The organism is Streptomyces sp. NPDC048481 (assembly GCF_043200075.1).
Lineage (GTDB): Bacteria > Actinomycetota > Actinomycetes > Streptomycetales > Streptomycetaceae > Streptomyces.
The window spans coordinates 43,215-59,244 of sequence record NZ_JBICXC010000011.1; the positions used below are offsets into that span (position 1 = coordinate 43,215).

Annotated in this window: 10 protein-coding genes; 6 read left to right on the plus strand and 4 right to left on the minus strand. The window is 72.1% G+C overall.

Going from position 1 to position 16,030, the window contains the following annotated elements:
- On the plus strand, positions 1 to 654 hold the full coding sequence (locus tag ACGFSH_RS27860; RefSeq protein ID WP_393353348.1) for a lysophospholipid acyltransferase family protein: 654 nt from the start codon (positions 1 to 3) through the stop codon (positions 652 to 654).
- Positions 655 to 1,021: 367 nt separating this feature from the next.
- Here the strand turns inward: ACGFSH_RS27860 and ACGFSH_RS27865 are convergent, their stop codons facing one another.
- The gene (locus tag ACGFSH_RS27865; RefSeq protein ID WP_393353349.1) at positions 1,022 to 2,077 is read right to left on the minus strand and encodes a LacI family DNA-binding transcriptional regulator; all 1,056 of its coding nucleotides are present in this window, start codon (positions 2,075 to 2,077) and stop codon (positions 1,022 to 1,024) included.
- 237 nt (positions 2,078 to 2,314) lie between these two features.
- On the opposite strand from ACGFSH_RS27865, the gene ACGFSH_RS27870 reads away from it, so the two are divergent.
- The 5 genes from ACGFSH_RS27870 to ACGFSH_RS27890 all read left to right on the plus strand — a co-directional run bounded on the left by ACGFSH_RS27870 (position 2,315) and on the right by ACGFSH_RS27890 (position 9,931).
- The gene (locus tag ACGFSH_RS27870; protein WP_393353350.1) at positions 2,315 to 3,241 is read left to right on the plus strand and encodes a carbohydrate ABC transporter permease; all 927 of its coding nucleotides are present in this window, start codon (positions 2,315 to 2,317) and stop codon (positions 3,239 to 3,241) included.
- 4 nt (positions 3,242 to 3,245) lie between these two features.
- Positions 3,246 to 4,169 carry a carbohydrate ABC transporter permease gene (locus ACGFSH_RS27875; protein ID WP_393353351.1) on the plus strand — a complete coding sequence of 308 codons (924 nt, stop codon included), beginning with the start codon at positions 3,246 to 3,248 and terminating at the stop codon, positions 4,167 to 4,169.
- Positions 4,170 to 4,275: 106 nt separating this feature from the next.
- On the plus strand, positions 4,276 to 5,613 hold the full coding sequence (locus ACGFSH_RS27880; protein ID WP_393353352.1) for an ABC transporter substrate-binding protein: 1,338 nt from the start codon (positions 4,276 to 4,278) through the stop codon (positions 5,611 to 5,613).
- A 117-nt stretch (positions 5,614 to 5,730) separates the two neighbouring features.
- Entirely contained in the window at positions 5,731 to 7,776 is a 2,046-nt protein-coding gene (locus tag ACGFSH_RS27885; RefSeq protein ID WP_393353354.1) for a beta-galactosidase, read from the plus strand.
- A gap of 127 nt (positions 7,777 to 7,903) precedes the next feature.
- Positions 7,904 to 9,931: an RICIN domain-containing protein gene (locus tag ACGFSH_RS27890; RefSeq protein WP_393353355.1), complete on the plus strand. Its 2,028-nt coding sequence runs from the start codon at positions 7,904 to 7,906 to the stop codon at positions 9,929 to 9,931.
- A gap of 141 nt (positions 9,932 to 10,072) precedes the next feature.
- Here the strand turns inward: ACGFSH_RS27890 and ACGFSH_RS27895 are convergent, their stop codons facing one another.
- The 3 genes from ACGFSH_RS27895 to ACGFSH_RS27905 form a co-directional block, all read right to left on the minus strand.
- Entirely contained in the window at positions 10,073 to 10,795 is a 723-nt protein-coding gene (locus tag ACGFSH_RS27895) for an FAD binding domain-containing protein (protein ID WP_393353356.1), read from the minus strand.
- 158 nt (positions 10,796 to 10,953) lie between these two features.
- A complete protein-coding gene (locus tag ACGFSH_RS27900) occupies positions 10,954 to 12,072 on the minus strand; it encodes a M23 family metallopeptidase (protein WP_393353357.1) in 1,119 nt (372 codons plus the stop codon).
- 349 nt (positions 12,073 to 12,421) lie between these two features.
- Positions 12,422 to 15,796, minus strand: a complete 3,375-nt coding sequence (locus tag ACGFSH_RS27905) for a pyruvate carboxylase (RefSeq protein WP_393353584.1) — start codon at positions 15,794 to 15,796, stop codon at positions 12,422 to 12,424.
- Positions 15,797 to 16,030: the final 234 nt, after the last annotated feature.

The following is a 16,030-nucleotide window of genomic DNA, read 5'->3' on the forward strand; positions in this document are numbered from 1 at the left end:
GTGTTCAGCCGTGCCGTCTACGCCCTGACGCCGCTCTTCGGGCGGCTCACCGTCACCAGCGAGATCAAGCTGCGTCTTCCCGCGGGGACCATATTCGTGGCCAACCACGACTCGATGGCCGACCCCGCCGTGGTCATGACCGCCCTGCGGCGGTTCGAGCTGGAGCCGGTGGTCATGGCGACCGCCGGGCTGTGGCGCGTCCCCCTGCTCGGCAGGGCGCTCACGCGCGCGGGGCACATCCCCGTCCACCGCCGCTCGGCGCACGCGGCGCTCGCCCTCGACGCCGCCGCCGAGGCGCTGGCCGGGGGCCGGCACGTGCTGCTCTACGGCGAGGGCGGGCTCCCGCGCCGCAAGGACGCGGGGATCTCGGCGCCCGAGCCCTTCCGCACGGGACTGGCCCGGCTGGCGCAGGCCACCGGATCCCTGGTCGTGCCGGTGGGCCATGCGGGCGCCCGCCGGATCGCCTCGGGGTCCGCCGCCAAACAGCTGGCCGGCACGCTCACCGCGCCCGTACGGCGGCCCCGCTGCCACGTCCACCTGGGCGCGCCGCTGCGCCTGCCCGCGGAGACGGAGCGCGGCACGACGGCCGCCCGCCTCGCCGTCACCACGGCCTGGCGCACCGCAGCCCGCGCCGTCGGCGAGCACACGGACTAGCCCTCCCCCACCGGGCCTACCGGCCGGGTCCATGCCGCGAGCCCCGTGCACGCCTACCCCGGCCGTAGCGCCACCCAGCCCCCGAACGGTGCGAGGGCCCGCCCCGAACCCACCCCAGGCACCGTGGCGCGCCTCCCCGTGCCATCGCGCACAGCGCGGATCCCCGCAGCCATCCGCAGTCGAGCGCACCCGGACGCACCGGAACGCGCCCGTCCCGCCCAGCCGCAGCAGGCGGCGACCCGCAGCCGTCGGCCGCGGCCGGAGCAGACGTCAGGCCCAGACGTCGGGCGGCGCAGGCGTCAGACCTCAGCCATCGGCCGTCGGGCGTCCCGACCTCAGCCCACGCTCCGCAGGCCTCGTGCAACCGCTACCGTCCGGCCGCCGCCGGTGGCGGGGCCGTGCTGTCTCGCAGGACCAGGCGCGTGGGCACCAGTGTCGTGCTGCCGCGCTCGGAGCCGTCCGGGCGCATCTTGCGCAGCACGGCCTGCACGCACAGGCGGCCGACCTGGGCGAAGTCCTGGTGCAGAGTGGTGAGCGGGGGCAGGAAGGAGCTCGCCTCGGGGATGTCGTCGAAGCCGATGACGCTGACGTCCTCGGGCACCCGGCGGCCGCGTTCGTGCAGGGCGCGCAGCAGGCCGAGGGCCATCTGGTCGTTGGCGGCGAAGACGGCGGTGCACTCCTCGCGGGCCGCGAGTTCGAGGCCGGCCCGGTAGCCGGACTCCGCCGACCAGTCGCCCCGGACCAGCGGCGGAGGTGTGCGGCCCGCCTCGGTGAGGGCGGCGCGCCAGGCGTCCGCGCGGCGCTGGGCGGCGAACGAGCCCTCGGGTCCGCCGAGATGCCACACGGTCTCGTGTCCGAGGTCGAGGAGATGCTGGACGGCGGTGCGGGTGCCGCCCGCCTGGTCGGTGTCGACGACTGTGTAGTGGTCGCCGGCGTCGGAGTCGACCACCACGACCTGCACGTGCGGCGGCAGTTTGACGGTCGCCGCGTCCAGCAGGTGCACTTCCATGATCACGACGACCGCGTCGACGGCCAGTTCCTCGAGCCGGGAGAACGCGCCGCGCACCTCGTCGGTGGTGGGCACGGCGACCGGGAGCAGGGTGACCGCGTAGCCCTCCTCGGCCGCCGAGGTGGCGATCGCCTCCAGCGTGCGCACGTTGCCGGTGGTGGAGAGCGTGAACGTGATGACGCCGATGGTGCGGAACTCGCCGCGCTTGAGGGCGCGGGCGGCGCTGTTGGGCCGGTAGCCGAGTTCGGCCATGGCGGCGAGGACCTGCTGCCGGGTCTCCTCGTTCACGCCGGCGTAACCGTTGGACACGCGCGAGACGGTCTGCGACGACACGCCGGCGAGGCGGGCGACGTCGGCCATGGAGGCGGTGGCCCGGGCGCGTCTCGGCACGTCGGCCGGTGTTCTTCGAGCCATGTCCACTCGGTGTCCCCACCTCTCTGTCGGCGCAGGTGCCACGGTTCCCCCAGACGACCCTTGACCATCGTTATCGGGGCAGTGTAGACATGCCGCCATCAGATGTTTACGTAAACATAACAGCTTGCCCGACCTCTTGCGTGGCTGATGTTTACGTAAACATCATGGTGGCGGCAGGGCGTCGGAAAATCTCCGCGCCACACCGCCGGCTCCAGTCCTGGACGAGCGAGGAACGACATGACGACGCTGCAACCGCCGGTGGCCGCCGAGCCGCGGCCGGCTCCGCCTCCGGCGAAACGGGACCGCCGCTCCTGGACGGGATGGGGTTTCATCGGCCCCTTCGTGGTGGTCTTCGCGCTGGTCTTCCTGGCTCCGATCGCCTACTCGGTCTACCTGAGCCTCTTCCGCGACCAGCTCATCGGCGGCAACCAGTTCGTCGGCCTGGACAACTACACGCGGGCCCTCCAGGACGACGCGTTCTGGTCGGCCGTCGGGCGGGTGGCGCTCTTCCTGGTCATCCAGGTGCCGATCATGCTGGGCATCGCCCTGCTGGTGGCGCTCGCGCTGGACAGCGGCCGCCTCTACGGCAAGAGCTTCTTCCGGATCACGATCTTCCTGCCGTACGCCGTGCCCGCCGTGGTCGCCACCCTCATGTGGGGCTTCATGTACGGCACCAAGTACGGCCTGGTGGGCGACATCAACTCCGCGTTCGGCGTCACCCTGCCCGACCTGCTCTCCCCCGACTGGGTGCTCGCCTCCATCGGCAACATCGTGACCTGGGAGTTCGTCGGCTACAACATGCTGATCTTCTACTCGGCGCTGCGCGTCGTGCCGACCTCGCTGTACGAGGCGGCGGAGATCGACGGCGCCGGCCAGTGGCGGATCATCACCGCGATCAAGCTGCCCGCGATCCGCGGCGCGCTCGTGATCGCGACGATCTTCTCGATCATCGGCAGCTTCCAGCTCTTCAACGAGCCGAGCATCCTGCGTCCGCTGGCGCTCAACTCGATCACCACCGACTTCACGCCCAACTACTACACGTACTCGCTGTCCTTCAACGGCCAGCAGCACAACTACTCCGCGACGGTGGCCATCATCATGGGCGTCATCACGATGGTCGTCGCCTACGCCGTCCAGCTGCGCGGCATGCGCAAGGGAGCGTGACCCGATGAGCACCTCTGTCACCGCCTCCCCCGCGAAGAGCGCCGCCCCCCGGCTGCGCACTCCTCGCGGGAAGCACACGCCGGGCAAGCCGAAGCGCAACGTGCTGCTGACGGTGCTGATGGGCCTGATGGTCCTCTACACCGTGGTGCCGCTGATCTGGCTGGTCATCAACTCCACGAAGACCCAGTCGGGCCTCGCCGACTCCAACGGCCTGTGGTTCGCCCACGACTTCGCGCTGTGGGACAACATCCGGGACACCTTCACCTACCACGACGGCATCTTCGGACGCTGGCTGCTGAACACCCTGCTGTACGTGGTGCTCGGCGCGGGCGGCGCGACCCTGCTGGCCGTGCTCGGCGGCTACGCGCTGGCGAAGTTCCAGTTCCCCGGCAAGCGCGCGATCTTCGCGGTGGTGATCGGCGCGGTCGCCGTGCCGGCCACCGCGCTGGCCGTGCCCACCTTCCTGATGTTCAGCAAGATGGGCCTGACCGACACCCCCTGGGCGGTCGTCATCCCGTCGCTGGTGTCGCCGTTCGGCCTCTACCTCATGTGGGTCTTCGCGGCCGAGGCGATCCCGACCGAGCTGCTGGAGGCGGCCCGCATGGACGGGGCGGGCGAGGTGCGGACCTTCTTCCGGGTCGCCCTGCCCCTGCTGGCCCCCGGCATCGTGACCGTGCTGCTGTTCACCACGGTCGCCACCTGGAACAACTACTTCCTCCCGCTGATCATGCTGAAGGACCCGGACTGGTACCCGCTGACGCTGGGTCTGAGCGCCTGGAGCTCGCAGGCGCAGACCATCGGCGGTGACGTGATCTTCAACCTGGTGATCACCGGCTCCCTGCTCACGATCGTCCCTCTCATCGCCGCGTTCCTGTTCCTCCAGAAGTACTGGCAGTCCGGCCTCGCCGCCGGAAGCGTCAAGGAGTGACACGGACGGCGGCCGCCAAGCCCCACATGTGAGCACCACCGCACCACCGCACCATCCGCATCACCCCCACCCTCACCTGTCCCACCCACGCAGAAGTGGAAGCCCCATGCGCAGAACAACGAGCCGCATCCTGCGCGGCATCGCCCTCGTCTCCACCCTGGCCCTGGGCGTGACCGCCTGCGGCGGCTCGGACGACGACTCCGACACCAAGGCCGTCTCCGCCGGTGACCTCCAGGCCGCACTGGACAAGGGCGGCGACATCACGGTCTGGGCGTGGGAGCCCACGCTGAAGACGGTGGCCGCCGACTTCCAGAAGAAGTACCCCAAGGTCAAGGTCAACCTGGTCAGCGAGCGCTCCGGCGACAAGCACTACACCGCGCTGTCCAACGCCATCTCGGCCGGCAAGGGCGTCCCGGACGTCGCCCAGGTCGAGTACTTCGCGCTCGGCCAGTACTCCCTCACCAAGGGCCTGACCGACCTGGCCCCGTACGGCGCCTCCAAGCTCGCCTCCAAGTACACGCCGGGCCCGTGGAACGCGGTCAGCGACGGCGCCAAGGTCTACGGCCTGCCGATGGACTCGGGCCCGATGGCGCTCTTCTACAACAAGACGGTCTTCGACAAGTACAAGATCGCCGTCCCGACCACCTGGGACGAGTACCTGGACGCGGCCCGCAAGCTCCACAAGGCCGACCCGAAGGCCTACATCACCAGCGACCTCGGTGACGCGGGCCTCACCACCTCCCTGCTGTGGCAGGCCGGTTCGCGCCCCTACAAGGTCGACGGCACCAAGCTCGACGTCAACTTCGACGACGCGGGCGCCAAGAAGTACGAGACGGTCTGGCAGCAGCTGATCAGCGAGAAGCTGGTCGCCCCGGTCAACGGCTGGACCGACGACTGGTACAAGGGCCTGGGCGACGGCACCATCGCGACCCTGCCCACCGGCGCCTGGATGCCCGCCAACTTCGCCACCGGCGTCCCGAACGCCAAGGGCCAGTGGCGCGCGGCGGCGATGCCGGCCTGGACCAAGGGCGACAAGGCGAGCGCGGAGAACGGCGGCAGCTCGCTGGCCGTCCCGGCGCTGGCCAAGAACAAGGAACTCGCCTACGCCTTCACCGAGTACGCCAACTCCGGCGCCGGTGTGGCCACCCGCGTCAGCGAGGGCGCCTTCCCCGCCACCAAGGCGGAGCTGGAGTCCCCCGCGTTCCAGGGCAAGAAGTTCGACTACTTCGGCGGCCAGGAAGCCAACAAGATCTTCGCCGAGTCCGCCGCCAACGTGGCGAGCGACTGGTCGTACCTGCCGTTCCAGCCGTACGCCAACTCGATCTTCAACGACACGGTCGGCAAGGCCTACGTCTCCGGCACCAAGCTGGCGGACGGTCTGAAGGCCTGGCAGGACGCCTCGGTCAAGTACGGCCAGGAGCAGGGCTTCACGATCGAGAAGTGAACCCTTCGGCCACCGGTCCCCACGGACCGGCAGCCGGAGATCCCCACGCAGTGAAACGCCGGGCGGCGCGGCTCCCGGGCCGCGCCGCCCCCGTGCACCACCTTCGGAAGGACCGCCATGATCTCCACCCTCCAGTCCCGCATGCTGCGCGGGGCGGACGGTGACCCCGCCCCGCGTCTGGCCTACGGCGCCGACTACAACCCCGAGCAGTGGCCCCGGGACGTGTGGGAGGAGGACGTCCGGCTGATGCGGGAGGCCGGCGTCACCGTCGTCTCCGTGGGGATCTTCTCCTGGGCCCGCATCCAGCCGGGCCCGGACACCTGGGACTTCGGCTGGCTCGACGAGGTCATGGACCTGCTCCACGCGGGCGGGATAGGCGTCGACCTGGCCACCGCCACCGCCTCCCCGCCGCCGTGGCTCACCACCGCCCACCCGGAGATCCTGCCGGTCACGGCCAACGGCGAGACCCTCTGGCCGGGCGCCCGCCAGCACTGGCGGCCCACCTCGCCCGTCTTCCGCGAGCACGCCCTGCGCCTGGTCCGCGAGATCGCCGGCCGCTACAAGGACCACCCGGCGCTGGTCGCCTGGCACGTCTCCAACGAGCTGGGCTGCCACAACGTCTACGACCACTCCGACGACGCGGCCCGCGCCTTCCGCGTCTGGCTGCACGCCCGCTACGGCACGCTCGACGCCCTCAACCACGCCTGGGGCACGGCCTTCTGGTCGCAGCGCTACAGCGACTGGGAGCAGATCCTGCCGCCGCGGCTGGCCGCCTCCCACCCCAACCCCACCCAGCAGCTGGACTTCAAGCGGTTCTCCTCGGACGCGCTGAAGGACCACCTCGTCGCGGAGCGCGAGATCCTGCGGGAGATCACGCCCGGCGTCCCGGTCACCACCAACTTCATGGTGATGGGCGGCACGAAGGGCATGAACTACCCCGACTGGGCGGGCGAGATCGACTTCGTCTCCAACGACCACTACGTGCACCCCGGCCCGCAGGACCGCGACGAGCTGTCCTTCTCCGCCAACCTGGTCAGCGGCATCGCCCGCGGCAAGCCCTGGTTCCTCATGGAGCACTCCACCAGCGCCGTCAACTGGCAGCCCGTGAACGTGGCGAAGCGCCCCGGCGACCTCGCCCGCGACTCGCTGCTGCACGTGGCGCACGGCGCCGACGCGGTCTGCTTCTTCCAGTGGCGGCAGTCAGCGGCCGGCGCCGAGAAGTACCACTCGGCGATGGTCCCGCACGCCGGCGCGGACAGCGACCTGTTCCGCGCGGTCGCCGGTCTCGGCGCCACCCTCAAGTCCCTGGCTCCAGTGGCCGGTTCGGAGCGCGAGGCGGCCGCCGTCGGCATCCTCTACGACTGGGAGTCGTGGTGGGCGAGCGAGCAGGACTCCCACCCCACCGCCCTGCTCGACTACCGGCAGGAGGCGCTCGACTGGTACTCGGCGCTCCTCGCCCTGGGCGTGCGCGCCGACCTCGTGACCACCGGCGCCGACCTCTCCCGCCACCGGGTCCTCGTCGCGCCCGTCCTGCACATGGTGCCGGCCGAGCTGGCCAAGGACCTCACCCGCTACGTCGAGCAGGGCGGCCACCTGGTCACCACGTACTTCTCCGGGATCGTCGACGAGAACGACCACGTGTGGCTCGGCGGCTACCCCGGTGCGCTGCGCGACCTGCTCGGCATCCGCATCGAGGAGTTCGGGCCGCTGCTCGCCGGGGAGGGCGTGGAGCTGGACGACTCCACCACGGGCAGCCTGTGGACCGACCGGATCACCCTCGCCGACGGCGACACGGAGGTCCTGGCGCACTACCGCGACGGGGTGCACGCCGGCCGGCCCGCGGTCACCCGCCGGCCCACCGGCGACGGCTCCGCCTCGTACGTCTCGACCCGGCTCGGCGTCGACGGGCTGCGCTCGCTGCTGCCGCGCCTGCTGGACCCGGCCGGTGTCACCAGCGAACTTCCCGCGCAGGCCCGCGGACGGGTCGAGCTGACCGTCCGCCGCGGGTCCTCGGAGCGGTTCCTGTTCCTGGTCAACCGGACCGACGACACGGTGCCGGTGCCCGGCCTCGACGGCGAGGTGCTGCTCGGCGCCCGCGACGCGGAGGGCGCCCTCGTCCTCGGCCCCCGGGAGGTCGCCGTACTGCGCGGCCCGGCCGTCTGACGTCCCCCGTCCGCACCCCCCCACGACTCCCCGGGCACGGCCTGACCCGTGCCCGGGGGCCATCCCCACCCGCCCGCACGGCGGGAGGGGGCCCACCACAGCGACCGCACCGCAGTTGGGAGCATCCATGGCACGCCGCACCCGCAGCAGACGGACCCTCGGGGCCGCCGCACTCACCGCACTGGCCACCGGGGCCGCGCTCTTGAGCGTCCCCGTGCAGGCGCACGCCGAGGCCGCCGTCACGGTGACGCCGGACCCCTCGTACCAGCAGGACAAGTTCGAGGGCTGGGGCACCAGTCTGGTCTGGTTCGCCAATGCGACCGGCGACTACCCGCCGGCGGTCCGCGAGAAGCTCGCCGCGCTGCTCTTCGGTGACGACGGCCTGGCGCTGAACATCGCCCGCTACAACATCGGCGGCGGCAACGCTCCGGACGTCAAGGACTACCTGCGGGCCGGCGGCGCCGTGCAGGGCTGGTGGAAGGCGCCCGCGGGCACCACCCGCGAGGACACCGACTGGTGGAGCGCGGACGACCCGGCCGACTGGAACCCCAAGGCCGACGCCACCCAGCGCTGGTGGGTGAACCGCATCAAGAAGGACATCACCCACTGGGAGGCGTTCAGCAACTCCCCGCCCTGGTTCATGACGGAGAGCGGTTACGTGTCCGGCGGCTTCGACGCCGACACCGACCAGCTGAAGGCCGACTCGGTCGACGACTTCGCCGCCTATCTGGCGGGTGCGACGAAGCGGCTGGAGAAGGCCGAGGGCATCAAGGTCGACACCCTCGACCCCTTCAACGAGCCCAACACCGGCTACTGGGGCACCCGCCTCGACGCGAACGGCGTGCCGGTCGGCGGCCGCCAGGAGGGCGCCCACATCGGCCCCGCGCTCCAGCAGAAGGTGCTCGCCGCGCTGGCGCCCGCGCTGAAGAAGGCGAAGGTCAAGGCCGGGATATCGGCCATGGACGAGACCAACCCGTCCATCTTCGCGACCAACTGGAACTCCTACTCGCAGGGCTCCAAGGACCTCGTCGACCAGATGAACGTCCACACCTACGGCACCGGTCAGCGCACCACCGTGCGCGACCTCGCCAAGGCCGCCGACAAGCCGCTGTGGATGAGCGAGGTCGAAGGCGACTGGGGTGACGGGCAGAGCTTCACCGACATGCGTCCGGGCCTCGGGCTGGCCCAGCAGATGGTGAACGACCTGCGCGAACTGGAGCCCTCGGCCTGGGTGTTCTGGCAGCCCGTCGAGGACTACGACAACATGAAGCCGGGCGGCGAGTCCGCCAAGGGCGGCAACTGGGGCGAGATCCAGCTCCCGTTCAGCTGCACCAGGTCCGACACCCTGAAGTCGTGTCCGGTCTTCACGAACACCAAGTTCGACACGGCCCGCAACTTCACCCACTTCATCAAGCCCGGCGACAAGCTCGTCAAGGTGGACGACACCTCCAGCGCCGCGGCCGTCACCAAGGACGGCAAGGGGCTCTCCCTCGTCCACGTCAACTCCACCACCGCGGCCCGCACGGTCACCATCGACCTGTCCAGATTCCGTGACGTCAAGCGCAACGCGACCGTCACGCCGACCGTGACCAGCGCCGACGGCAAGCTGAAGCAGCAGGCCCCGGTCAAGGTCGTCGACGGCAGGGCCACCTACACCGTCCCCGCGCAGTCCGTGACCTCCTTCGCCGTCAAGGGCGTCTCGGGAGTCGCGAAGAACGCGGGCCTGTTCAGCAAGGGCCACTCCTACACGCTGACCGGCGTGCAGAGCGGCAAGGCGGTCACGGTCGCCACCAACGGCACGAGCCTGGTGATTCGTTCGGCCGACGGCAGCACGGCGCAGCAGTGGCGGCTGGACGCCCGGCACGGCGACAAGGGGGCCCGCCAGCGCTACGTTTTCGCCAACCCGGCCGAGGGCAAGCGCCTCGCCGTCCGCAACGACGTGCCGGTGGTCGAGCCGGACACCGGCAGGCGTGACCCCGCCACCGAGTGGATCATGTCGACCACCGGTGACGGCACGTGGACGCTGATCAACGCGGCGACCGGACGCCTCCTCGAGGTCGGCGGCCAGGCGACCGGCGAGGGCGCGGCCGTCACCACCTGGCAGGCCAACTCCGGCTCCAACCAGCGCTGGAGGGTCACGGACGTGACCCCGTAGCGCCCTGCCGCTCACCCGTCTCCGCCCGTGTCGCGCTCGCCGCGGCACGGGCGGAGCGCTGAGCGCGAGAACGGACCGGCGCCACGCGCCCGTGGCAGTGACCTCGCGCGTCCGGGCGTGCGGGCGCCCTGCCGGGAGGCCTCAGGCGGCGGCGCGGGCCAGCACGTCGACGACCTCGCGGCGCAGGGCGTCCCGCGCCGGGGCCGGCAGGGACGCGGCCGCCGTGGCCTCCAGTTCGCGCAGGACGTGTCGGGCGTCGGCCCGGTAGGGCGTGCTGTCGCCGAGCACCTCGTAGCCGTCGCGCACGGCCACGCGCACCGTGCCGGGGCCGTCGCCGCCGTCCGCGTGCACCGCCACGGCCACCACGAGCGGCGGCGGGCCGCCCGCCTCGCCCGGGAGTTTGCGGTAGCCGCTGGCCAGGGGCGTGCGCCAGCGCAGGGCGAGCAGCACATGACGTTTCGCGACGAGTTCGGCCAGGTCGGTCTCGTACACGCCGTCGGCCGTGAGGACGGTGGCGCGGGCGTCGAGCACGATGGCCGCGGGGAGCAGACAGCGCAGGGTGCTGCCGACGATGTTGCCGCCGACCGTGGCCGCTCGGCGCACCGCGCCCGTGCCCACCCCGGACGCCGCCCGGTGGAGCACCTCGGGCACGGTCGCGTCGACGCGGTGCAGCGGCACGGCCCCGCCGAGTTCCTCGGGGCCGAACGCGTTGGCCTCGGGCAGGTCGCGCAGCGACACGGCCTGCTCGGGGAAGCCGTCGCGCTGCCAGCCGGCCCACACCAGCGTGGCGCCGCCGATCGGCACCGCCCCTTCGGCCAGACAGCGCTGTGCTTCGGACACCGAGGAGGGAAGACGCAACTGCACGACAACCGACCTGCCTTCCCTGGGAGTTCGGGGGCGGACCTCGTCCGGGTCCGCTCCGCGTGATCAGTGGCAGAACGGATTCTGCCCAGACGCACGGGGGCGCATACAGGGCTCATGGCCGCACCTCGCGCCACCGCGGCCCTCGCGTCCCGCGGTCGTCAGGCGGTCGGCGTCAGCCAGGGCAGCGGGTCGGTGTAGTACCCGTCGTAGATCACCTCGAAGTGCAGATGCGGGCCGGTGGACAGACCGGTGGAGCCGACCTCCCCGACCGGGGCGCCGGTGCGCACCGTCTGCCCGGCCGTGACCTGGAGGCGGGACAGGTGGCTGTACGTCGTCTCCAGGCGTTTGCCGTCGACGAGTCCGTGGTCGACGACGACGCGGTTGCCGTACGCCTTGGTCATGGCCGCGAACACCACCCGGCCGTCGCGGGCGGCGGACGCCCGGGCGCCCCGGGGCGCGCCGAAGTCCACGCCGGTGTGGAGCTTGGTGACGCCGGTGAGGGGGTGGGTGCGGGAGCCGTAGGGCGAGGTGACGGTGAGGGTGGTGGTGGGCGCCGCGAGGATCGCGTTCGCCGGGGCGGGGGCGCCGCCGCTCGGGTCCTCCCGGTCGAAGTCCGCGTAGCCCGCGAGCCGTGACTTCACCTCGTCGAGGTAGGTCCTGGCGGCGGCCGGTACCTTGCCCGCGTCGGCCACGGCGTCCGCGCCGACCGCGTAGGCGGCCAGGGTGAGGTCCGCGAGGTCGCCGTTGACCTTGCCGTCGGTCCTGAGTTCGGTGATCCTGCGGGCCAGGGAGCAGTCCTGGCGGCCGAGCGCCATGATCGCGTCGGCGGGGTCGTGCGGCGAGGAGCGCCCGTTGCCGTCGTCGTCCCTGCCCCAGGTGCGCCAGGCGGCGGCGGTGAAGGCGGCGATCCCCTGTTCCCCGGAGGCGGCGCTCTCGTCGCCGAAGCCGGTGAGCTGGTCGATCTGGGCGGCGAGGAAGGACGGGGTGACGACCGCGCAGGCCCCGGCGGATTTGCGCAGCCAGGGGCCGTAGGTCGCGTCGACGCCGCCGGCCGCGTCGTCCGGGGAGCGTACCGCCGTGTCCTCGTCGACGGGCAGCCCGCCGGTCAGCGCGAGGAAGCCGGCCACGGCGGAGAGGGTGAGCAGCGCGGGCAGCACCACGACGGTGAAGAGGCCGGGCCCGCGTCGGCGGGGTGCGGGCGCGACCGTGCGGCCGGCCGGTCCGGAAGCATCCGCCGTCTGATCCGGGGGCGCCTCGACTGCCTGGTCGTCGCTCATGCGGCACGCCCCTGACGACGTGTCACCGGCCGCTGCGGGAAAGTGCGGTTGTTCACGAACGGACGGTAGCCGCACTCCCGCCGTCCGTCACCGGCCGCAAGGGCAGACCTGCTGCCCCCGTGGGCAACGTCCGTCGCGGGCGCCCGGTCCGGGGCATCCGGGGCAACGGAAGGCTCGCACACGGCACATGCCGACGAACGGCGCCCTTCCCGGGTCCCTCCCCGCCCGCCCGGCCCAGAGGCCGGGAGACGGCCGCCCACGAGCGGCAACCGTCCTCCACAAGCCCGTTCAGCCCCCGGCAGGGCAGGGGGTCGGCGCCGCCGGCGGTCGGTCGCCGGCGGCGCTCGGTTCAGTCCACGACGACGAGCAGGTCGCCGCCCTCCACCTGCTGGATGCGGTTGATGGCGAGCCGGTCGACGCGGCCGGCCTTCGGCGCGGTGATCGTGGCCTCCATCTTCATCGCCTCGATGGTGGCGATCGTCGCGCCGACCTCCACCTCGTCGCCCTCGGCGACCGCCAGGGTGACCACGCCGGCGAACGGCGCGGCGACGTGCCCGGCGTTGCCCCGGTCGGCCTTCTCGGTGACCGGCACCTCGGAGGCGGCCGCCTTGTCGCGGACCTGGATGGGCCGCAACTGGCCGTTGAGGGACGACATCACGGTGCGCATGCCCCGTTCGTCGGCCTCGCCGACGGCCTGCAACTCGATCAGGAGCCGCACGCCGGGCTCCAGGTCGACCGCGTACTCCTTGCCCGGGCGCAGACCGTAGAAGAAGTCCTTGCTGTCGAGGACGCTGGTGTCGCCGTAGGCCTGGCGGTGGTTGTCGAAGTCGCGCGTCGGGCCGGGGAAGAGCAGCCGGTTGAGGGTGGCGCGGGGGGTCTTCTCGAAGCCCTCGCGGTCCTCGGCGCTCAGCTCCTGCACGGGCTTGGCGTCCGCGCGGCCCTGGAGCGCCTTGCTGCGGAACGGCTCGGGCCAGCCGCCGGGCGGGGTGCCGAGTTCGCCGCGCAGGAAGCCGATGACGGAGTCGGGGATGTCGTAGCGGTCGGGCGCCGCCTCGAAGTCGTGCGGGTCGACCCCGGCGCCGACCAGGTGCAGGGCGAGGTCGCCGACCACCTTGGAGGACGGGGTGACCTTGACCAGGTGGCCGAGGATGCGGTCGGCGGCGGCGTACATCGCCTCGATGTCCTCGAAGCGGTCGCCGAGGCCGAGCGCGACGGCCTGGGTGCGCAGGTTGGAGAGCTGCCCGCCGGGGATCTCGTGGTGGTAGACGCGTCCGGTCGGGGAGGCCAGGCCCGCCTCGAAGGGCGCGTAGATGCGGCGCACGCCCTCCCAGTACGGTTCCAGGTCGCCGACGGCCTGGAGGTCGAGGCCGGTGGGCCGCTCGGAGTGGTCGGTCGCGGCGACGAGCGCCGACAGGGAGGGCTGTGAGGTGGTGCCCGCCATGGAGGCCACGGCGCCGTCGACGGCGTCCGCGCCCGCCTGGATCGCGGCGAGGTAGGTGGCGAGCTGGCCGCCCGCGGTGTCGTGGGTGTGCAGGTGCACCGGCAGGTCGAACTCGCGGCGCAGCGCCGAGACGAGCTTCGCGGCGGCCGGGGCGCGCAGCAGGCCCGCCATGTCCTTGACGGCCAGGACGTGCGCGCCGGCCTCGACGATCTGCTCGGCAAGCCGCAGGTAGTAGTCGAGGGTGTACAGGCGCTCGTTCGGGTCGGACAGGTCGGAGGTGTAGCACAGGGCGACCTCGGCGACCGCCGTGCCCGTCTCCCTTACGGCGTCGATGGCGGGCCGCATCTGGCCGACGTCGTTGAGCGCGTCGAAGATGCGGAAGACGTCGATGCCGGTGGCGGCGGCCTCGTGCACGAAGGCGTCGGTCACCTCGGTCGGGTAGGGGGTGTAGCCGACGGTGTTGCGGCCGCGCAGCAGCATCTGGAGGCAGATGTTGGGGACGGCTTCGCGCAGGGCGGCGAGCCGTTCCCAGGGGTCCTCGGCGAGGAAGCGCAGGGCGACGTCGTAGGTGGCGCCGCCCCAGCATTCCAGGGAGAGCAGCTGGGGCAGGGTGTGGGCGACCAGCGGGGCGGAGGCGAGCAGGTCCTTGGTGCGCACGCGGGTGGCGAGCAGGGACTGGTGGGCGTCGCGGAAGGTGGTGTCGGTGACGCCGATGGTGGGCGACTCGCGCAGCCAGCGGGCGAAGCCCTCGGGGCCGAGGTGGACCAGGCGCTGGCGGGAGCCGGCGGGCGGCTCGCCCGCGGGCGTCGCGGGCAGCTTGGCGGCCGGGTCGATCAGCTCGGGCCGCTCGCCGTGCGGCTTGTTGACCGTGACGTCGGCGAGGTAGGTGAGCAGCTTGGTGCCGCGGTCGGCCGAGGAGCGGGCGGTCAGAAGGTGGGGCCGCTGCTCGATGAACGACGTGGTGACGCGTCCGGCCTGGAAGTCGGCGTCGTCGAGGACGGCCTGGAGGAAGGGGATGTTGGTGGCCACGCCGCGGATGCGGAACTCGGCGACGGCGCGCCGGGCCCGGCCGATGGCGGTCGGGAAGTCGCGGCCCCGGCAGGTGAGTTTGACCAGCATGGAGTCGAAGTGGGCGCTGATCTCCGTGCCCGCGTGGGTGGTGCCGCCGTCGAGGCGGATGCCGGAGCCGCCCGGGGAGCGGTAGGCGCTGATGCGGCCGGTGTCGGGGCGGAACCCGTTGGCGGGGTCCTCGGTGGTGATACGGCACTGGAGGGCCGCGCCGTGCAGGGTGACCGTCTCCTGCGACAGGCCGAGGCCGGCGAGCGTCTCGCCGGCGGCGATGCGCAGCTGGGCCTGGACGAGGTCGACGTCGGTGACCTCCTCGGTCACCGTGTGCTCGACCTGGATGCGGGGGTTCATCTCGATGAAGACGTGGTTGCCGGCGGGGTCGAGGAGGAACTCGACGGTGCCGGCGTTGCGGTAGCCGATCTGGCGGGCGAAGCGCACCGCGTCGGCGCAGATGCGGTCGCGCAGCTCCGGGTCGAGGTCGGGCGCGGGGGCCATCTCGATGACCTTCTGATGGCGGCGCTGGAGGGAGCAGTCGCGCTCGAAGAGGTGGATGACGTTGCCCTCGCCGTCGGCGAGGATCTGCACCTCGATGTGGCGGGGGTCGACGACGGCCTTCTCCAGGAAGACGGTGGGGTCGCCGAACGCGGAGGCCGCCTCGCGGGAGGCCGCCTCGATGGACTCGCGCAGCTGGGCCGGGTCCTCGACCCGGCGCATGCCTCGACCGCCGCCGCCCGCGACCGCCTTCACGAACACGGGGAAGCCGATGTCCTCGGCGGCCCGGACGAGTTCGTCGACGTCGTTGGAGGGCGCGGAGGAGCCGAGGACGGGCACGCCGGCCGCGCGGGCCGCGGCCACCGCGCTGGCCTTGTTGCCGGTCAGTTCGAGCGTGCGGGCGTCGGGGCCCACGAAGGTGATGCCCGCCTCCTCGCACGCCCGGGCGAGTTCGGGGTTCTCCGAGAGGAACCCGTAGCCCGGGTAGACGGCGTCCGCGCCCGCCCGCCGGGCGGCGGCCACGATCTCCTCGACGGAGAGATACGCGCGGACGGGATGGCCCGGCTCTCCGATCTCGTACGCCTCGTCGGCTTTGAGCCGGTGCAGCGAATTGCGGTCCTCGTGGGGGAAGACGGCGACCGTGCGCGCGCCCAGCTCATAGCCGGCGCGAAACGCCCGGATCGCGATCTCACCACGGTTGGCGACCAGCACCTTGCGGAACATCGTGGACCCCTTCAGCCTGCCGGTGACGGGACCCATCGTGGCGGTGGGTGACCGTGTTGGCCATGTGAGTCGGGCCACTCACCCCATGTTCCGCTCGATCGGACCGTCCCGGCCGGCGGGTCGGGCTCGCGTCCTTCCTTCGGACGGCGCCCGTACGGGCCGCCCGGAACCTCGCTGTTCGGCCTGTCGGACGTCGTTCGAAAAGTCTTGACGCGGCCATGCACACCGTTTGAC

Excerpts from the sequence above, each read along its gene's own strand:
- ACGFSH_RS27900 (WP_393353357.1), bottom strand. The coding sequence starts at position 12,072 with ATGAGCGACGACCAGGCAGTCGAGGCGCCCCCGGATCAGACGGCGGAT.
- ACGFSH_RS27865 (WP_393353349.1), bottom strand. The coding sequence starts at position 2,077 with ATGGCTCGAAGAACACCGGCCGACGTGCCGAGACGCGCCCGGGCCACC.
- ACGFSH_RS27890 (WP_393353355.1), top strand. The coding sequence starts at position 7,904 with ATGGCACGCCGCACCCGCAGCAGACGGACCCTCGGGGCCGCCGCACTC.
- ACGFSH_RS27885 (WP_393353354.1), top strand. The coding sequence starts at position 5,731 with ATGATCTCCACCCTCCAGTCCCGCATGCTGCGCGGGGCGGACGGTGAC.
- ACGFSH_RS27880 (WP_393353352.1), top strand. The coding sequence starts at position 4,276 with ATGCGCAGAACAACGAGCCGCATCCTGCGCGGCATCGCCCTCGTCTCC.
- ACGFSH_RS27870 (WP_393353350.1), top strand. The coding sequence starts at position 2,315 with ATGACGACGCTGCAACCGCCGGTGGCCGCCGAGCCGCGGCCGGCTCCG.
- ACGFSH_RS27875 (WP_393353351.1), top strand. The coding sequence starts at position 3,246 with ATGAGCACCTCTGTCACCGCCTCCCCCGCGAAGAGCGCCGCCCCCCGG.
- ACGFSH_RS27905 (WP_393353584.1), bottom strand. The coding sequence starts at position 15,796 with ATGTTCCGCAAGGTGCTGGTCGCCAACCGTGGTGAGATCGCGATCCGG.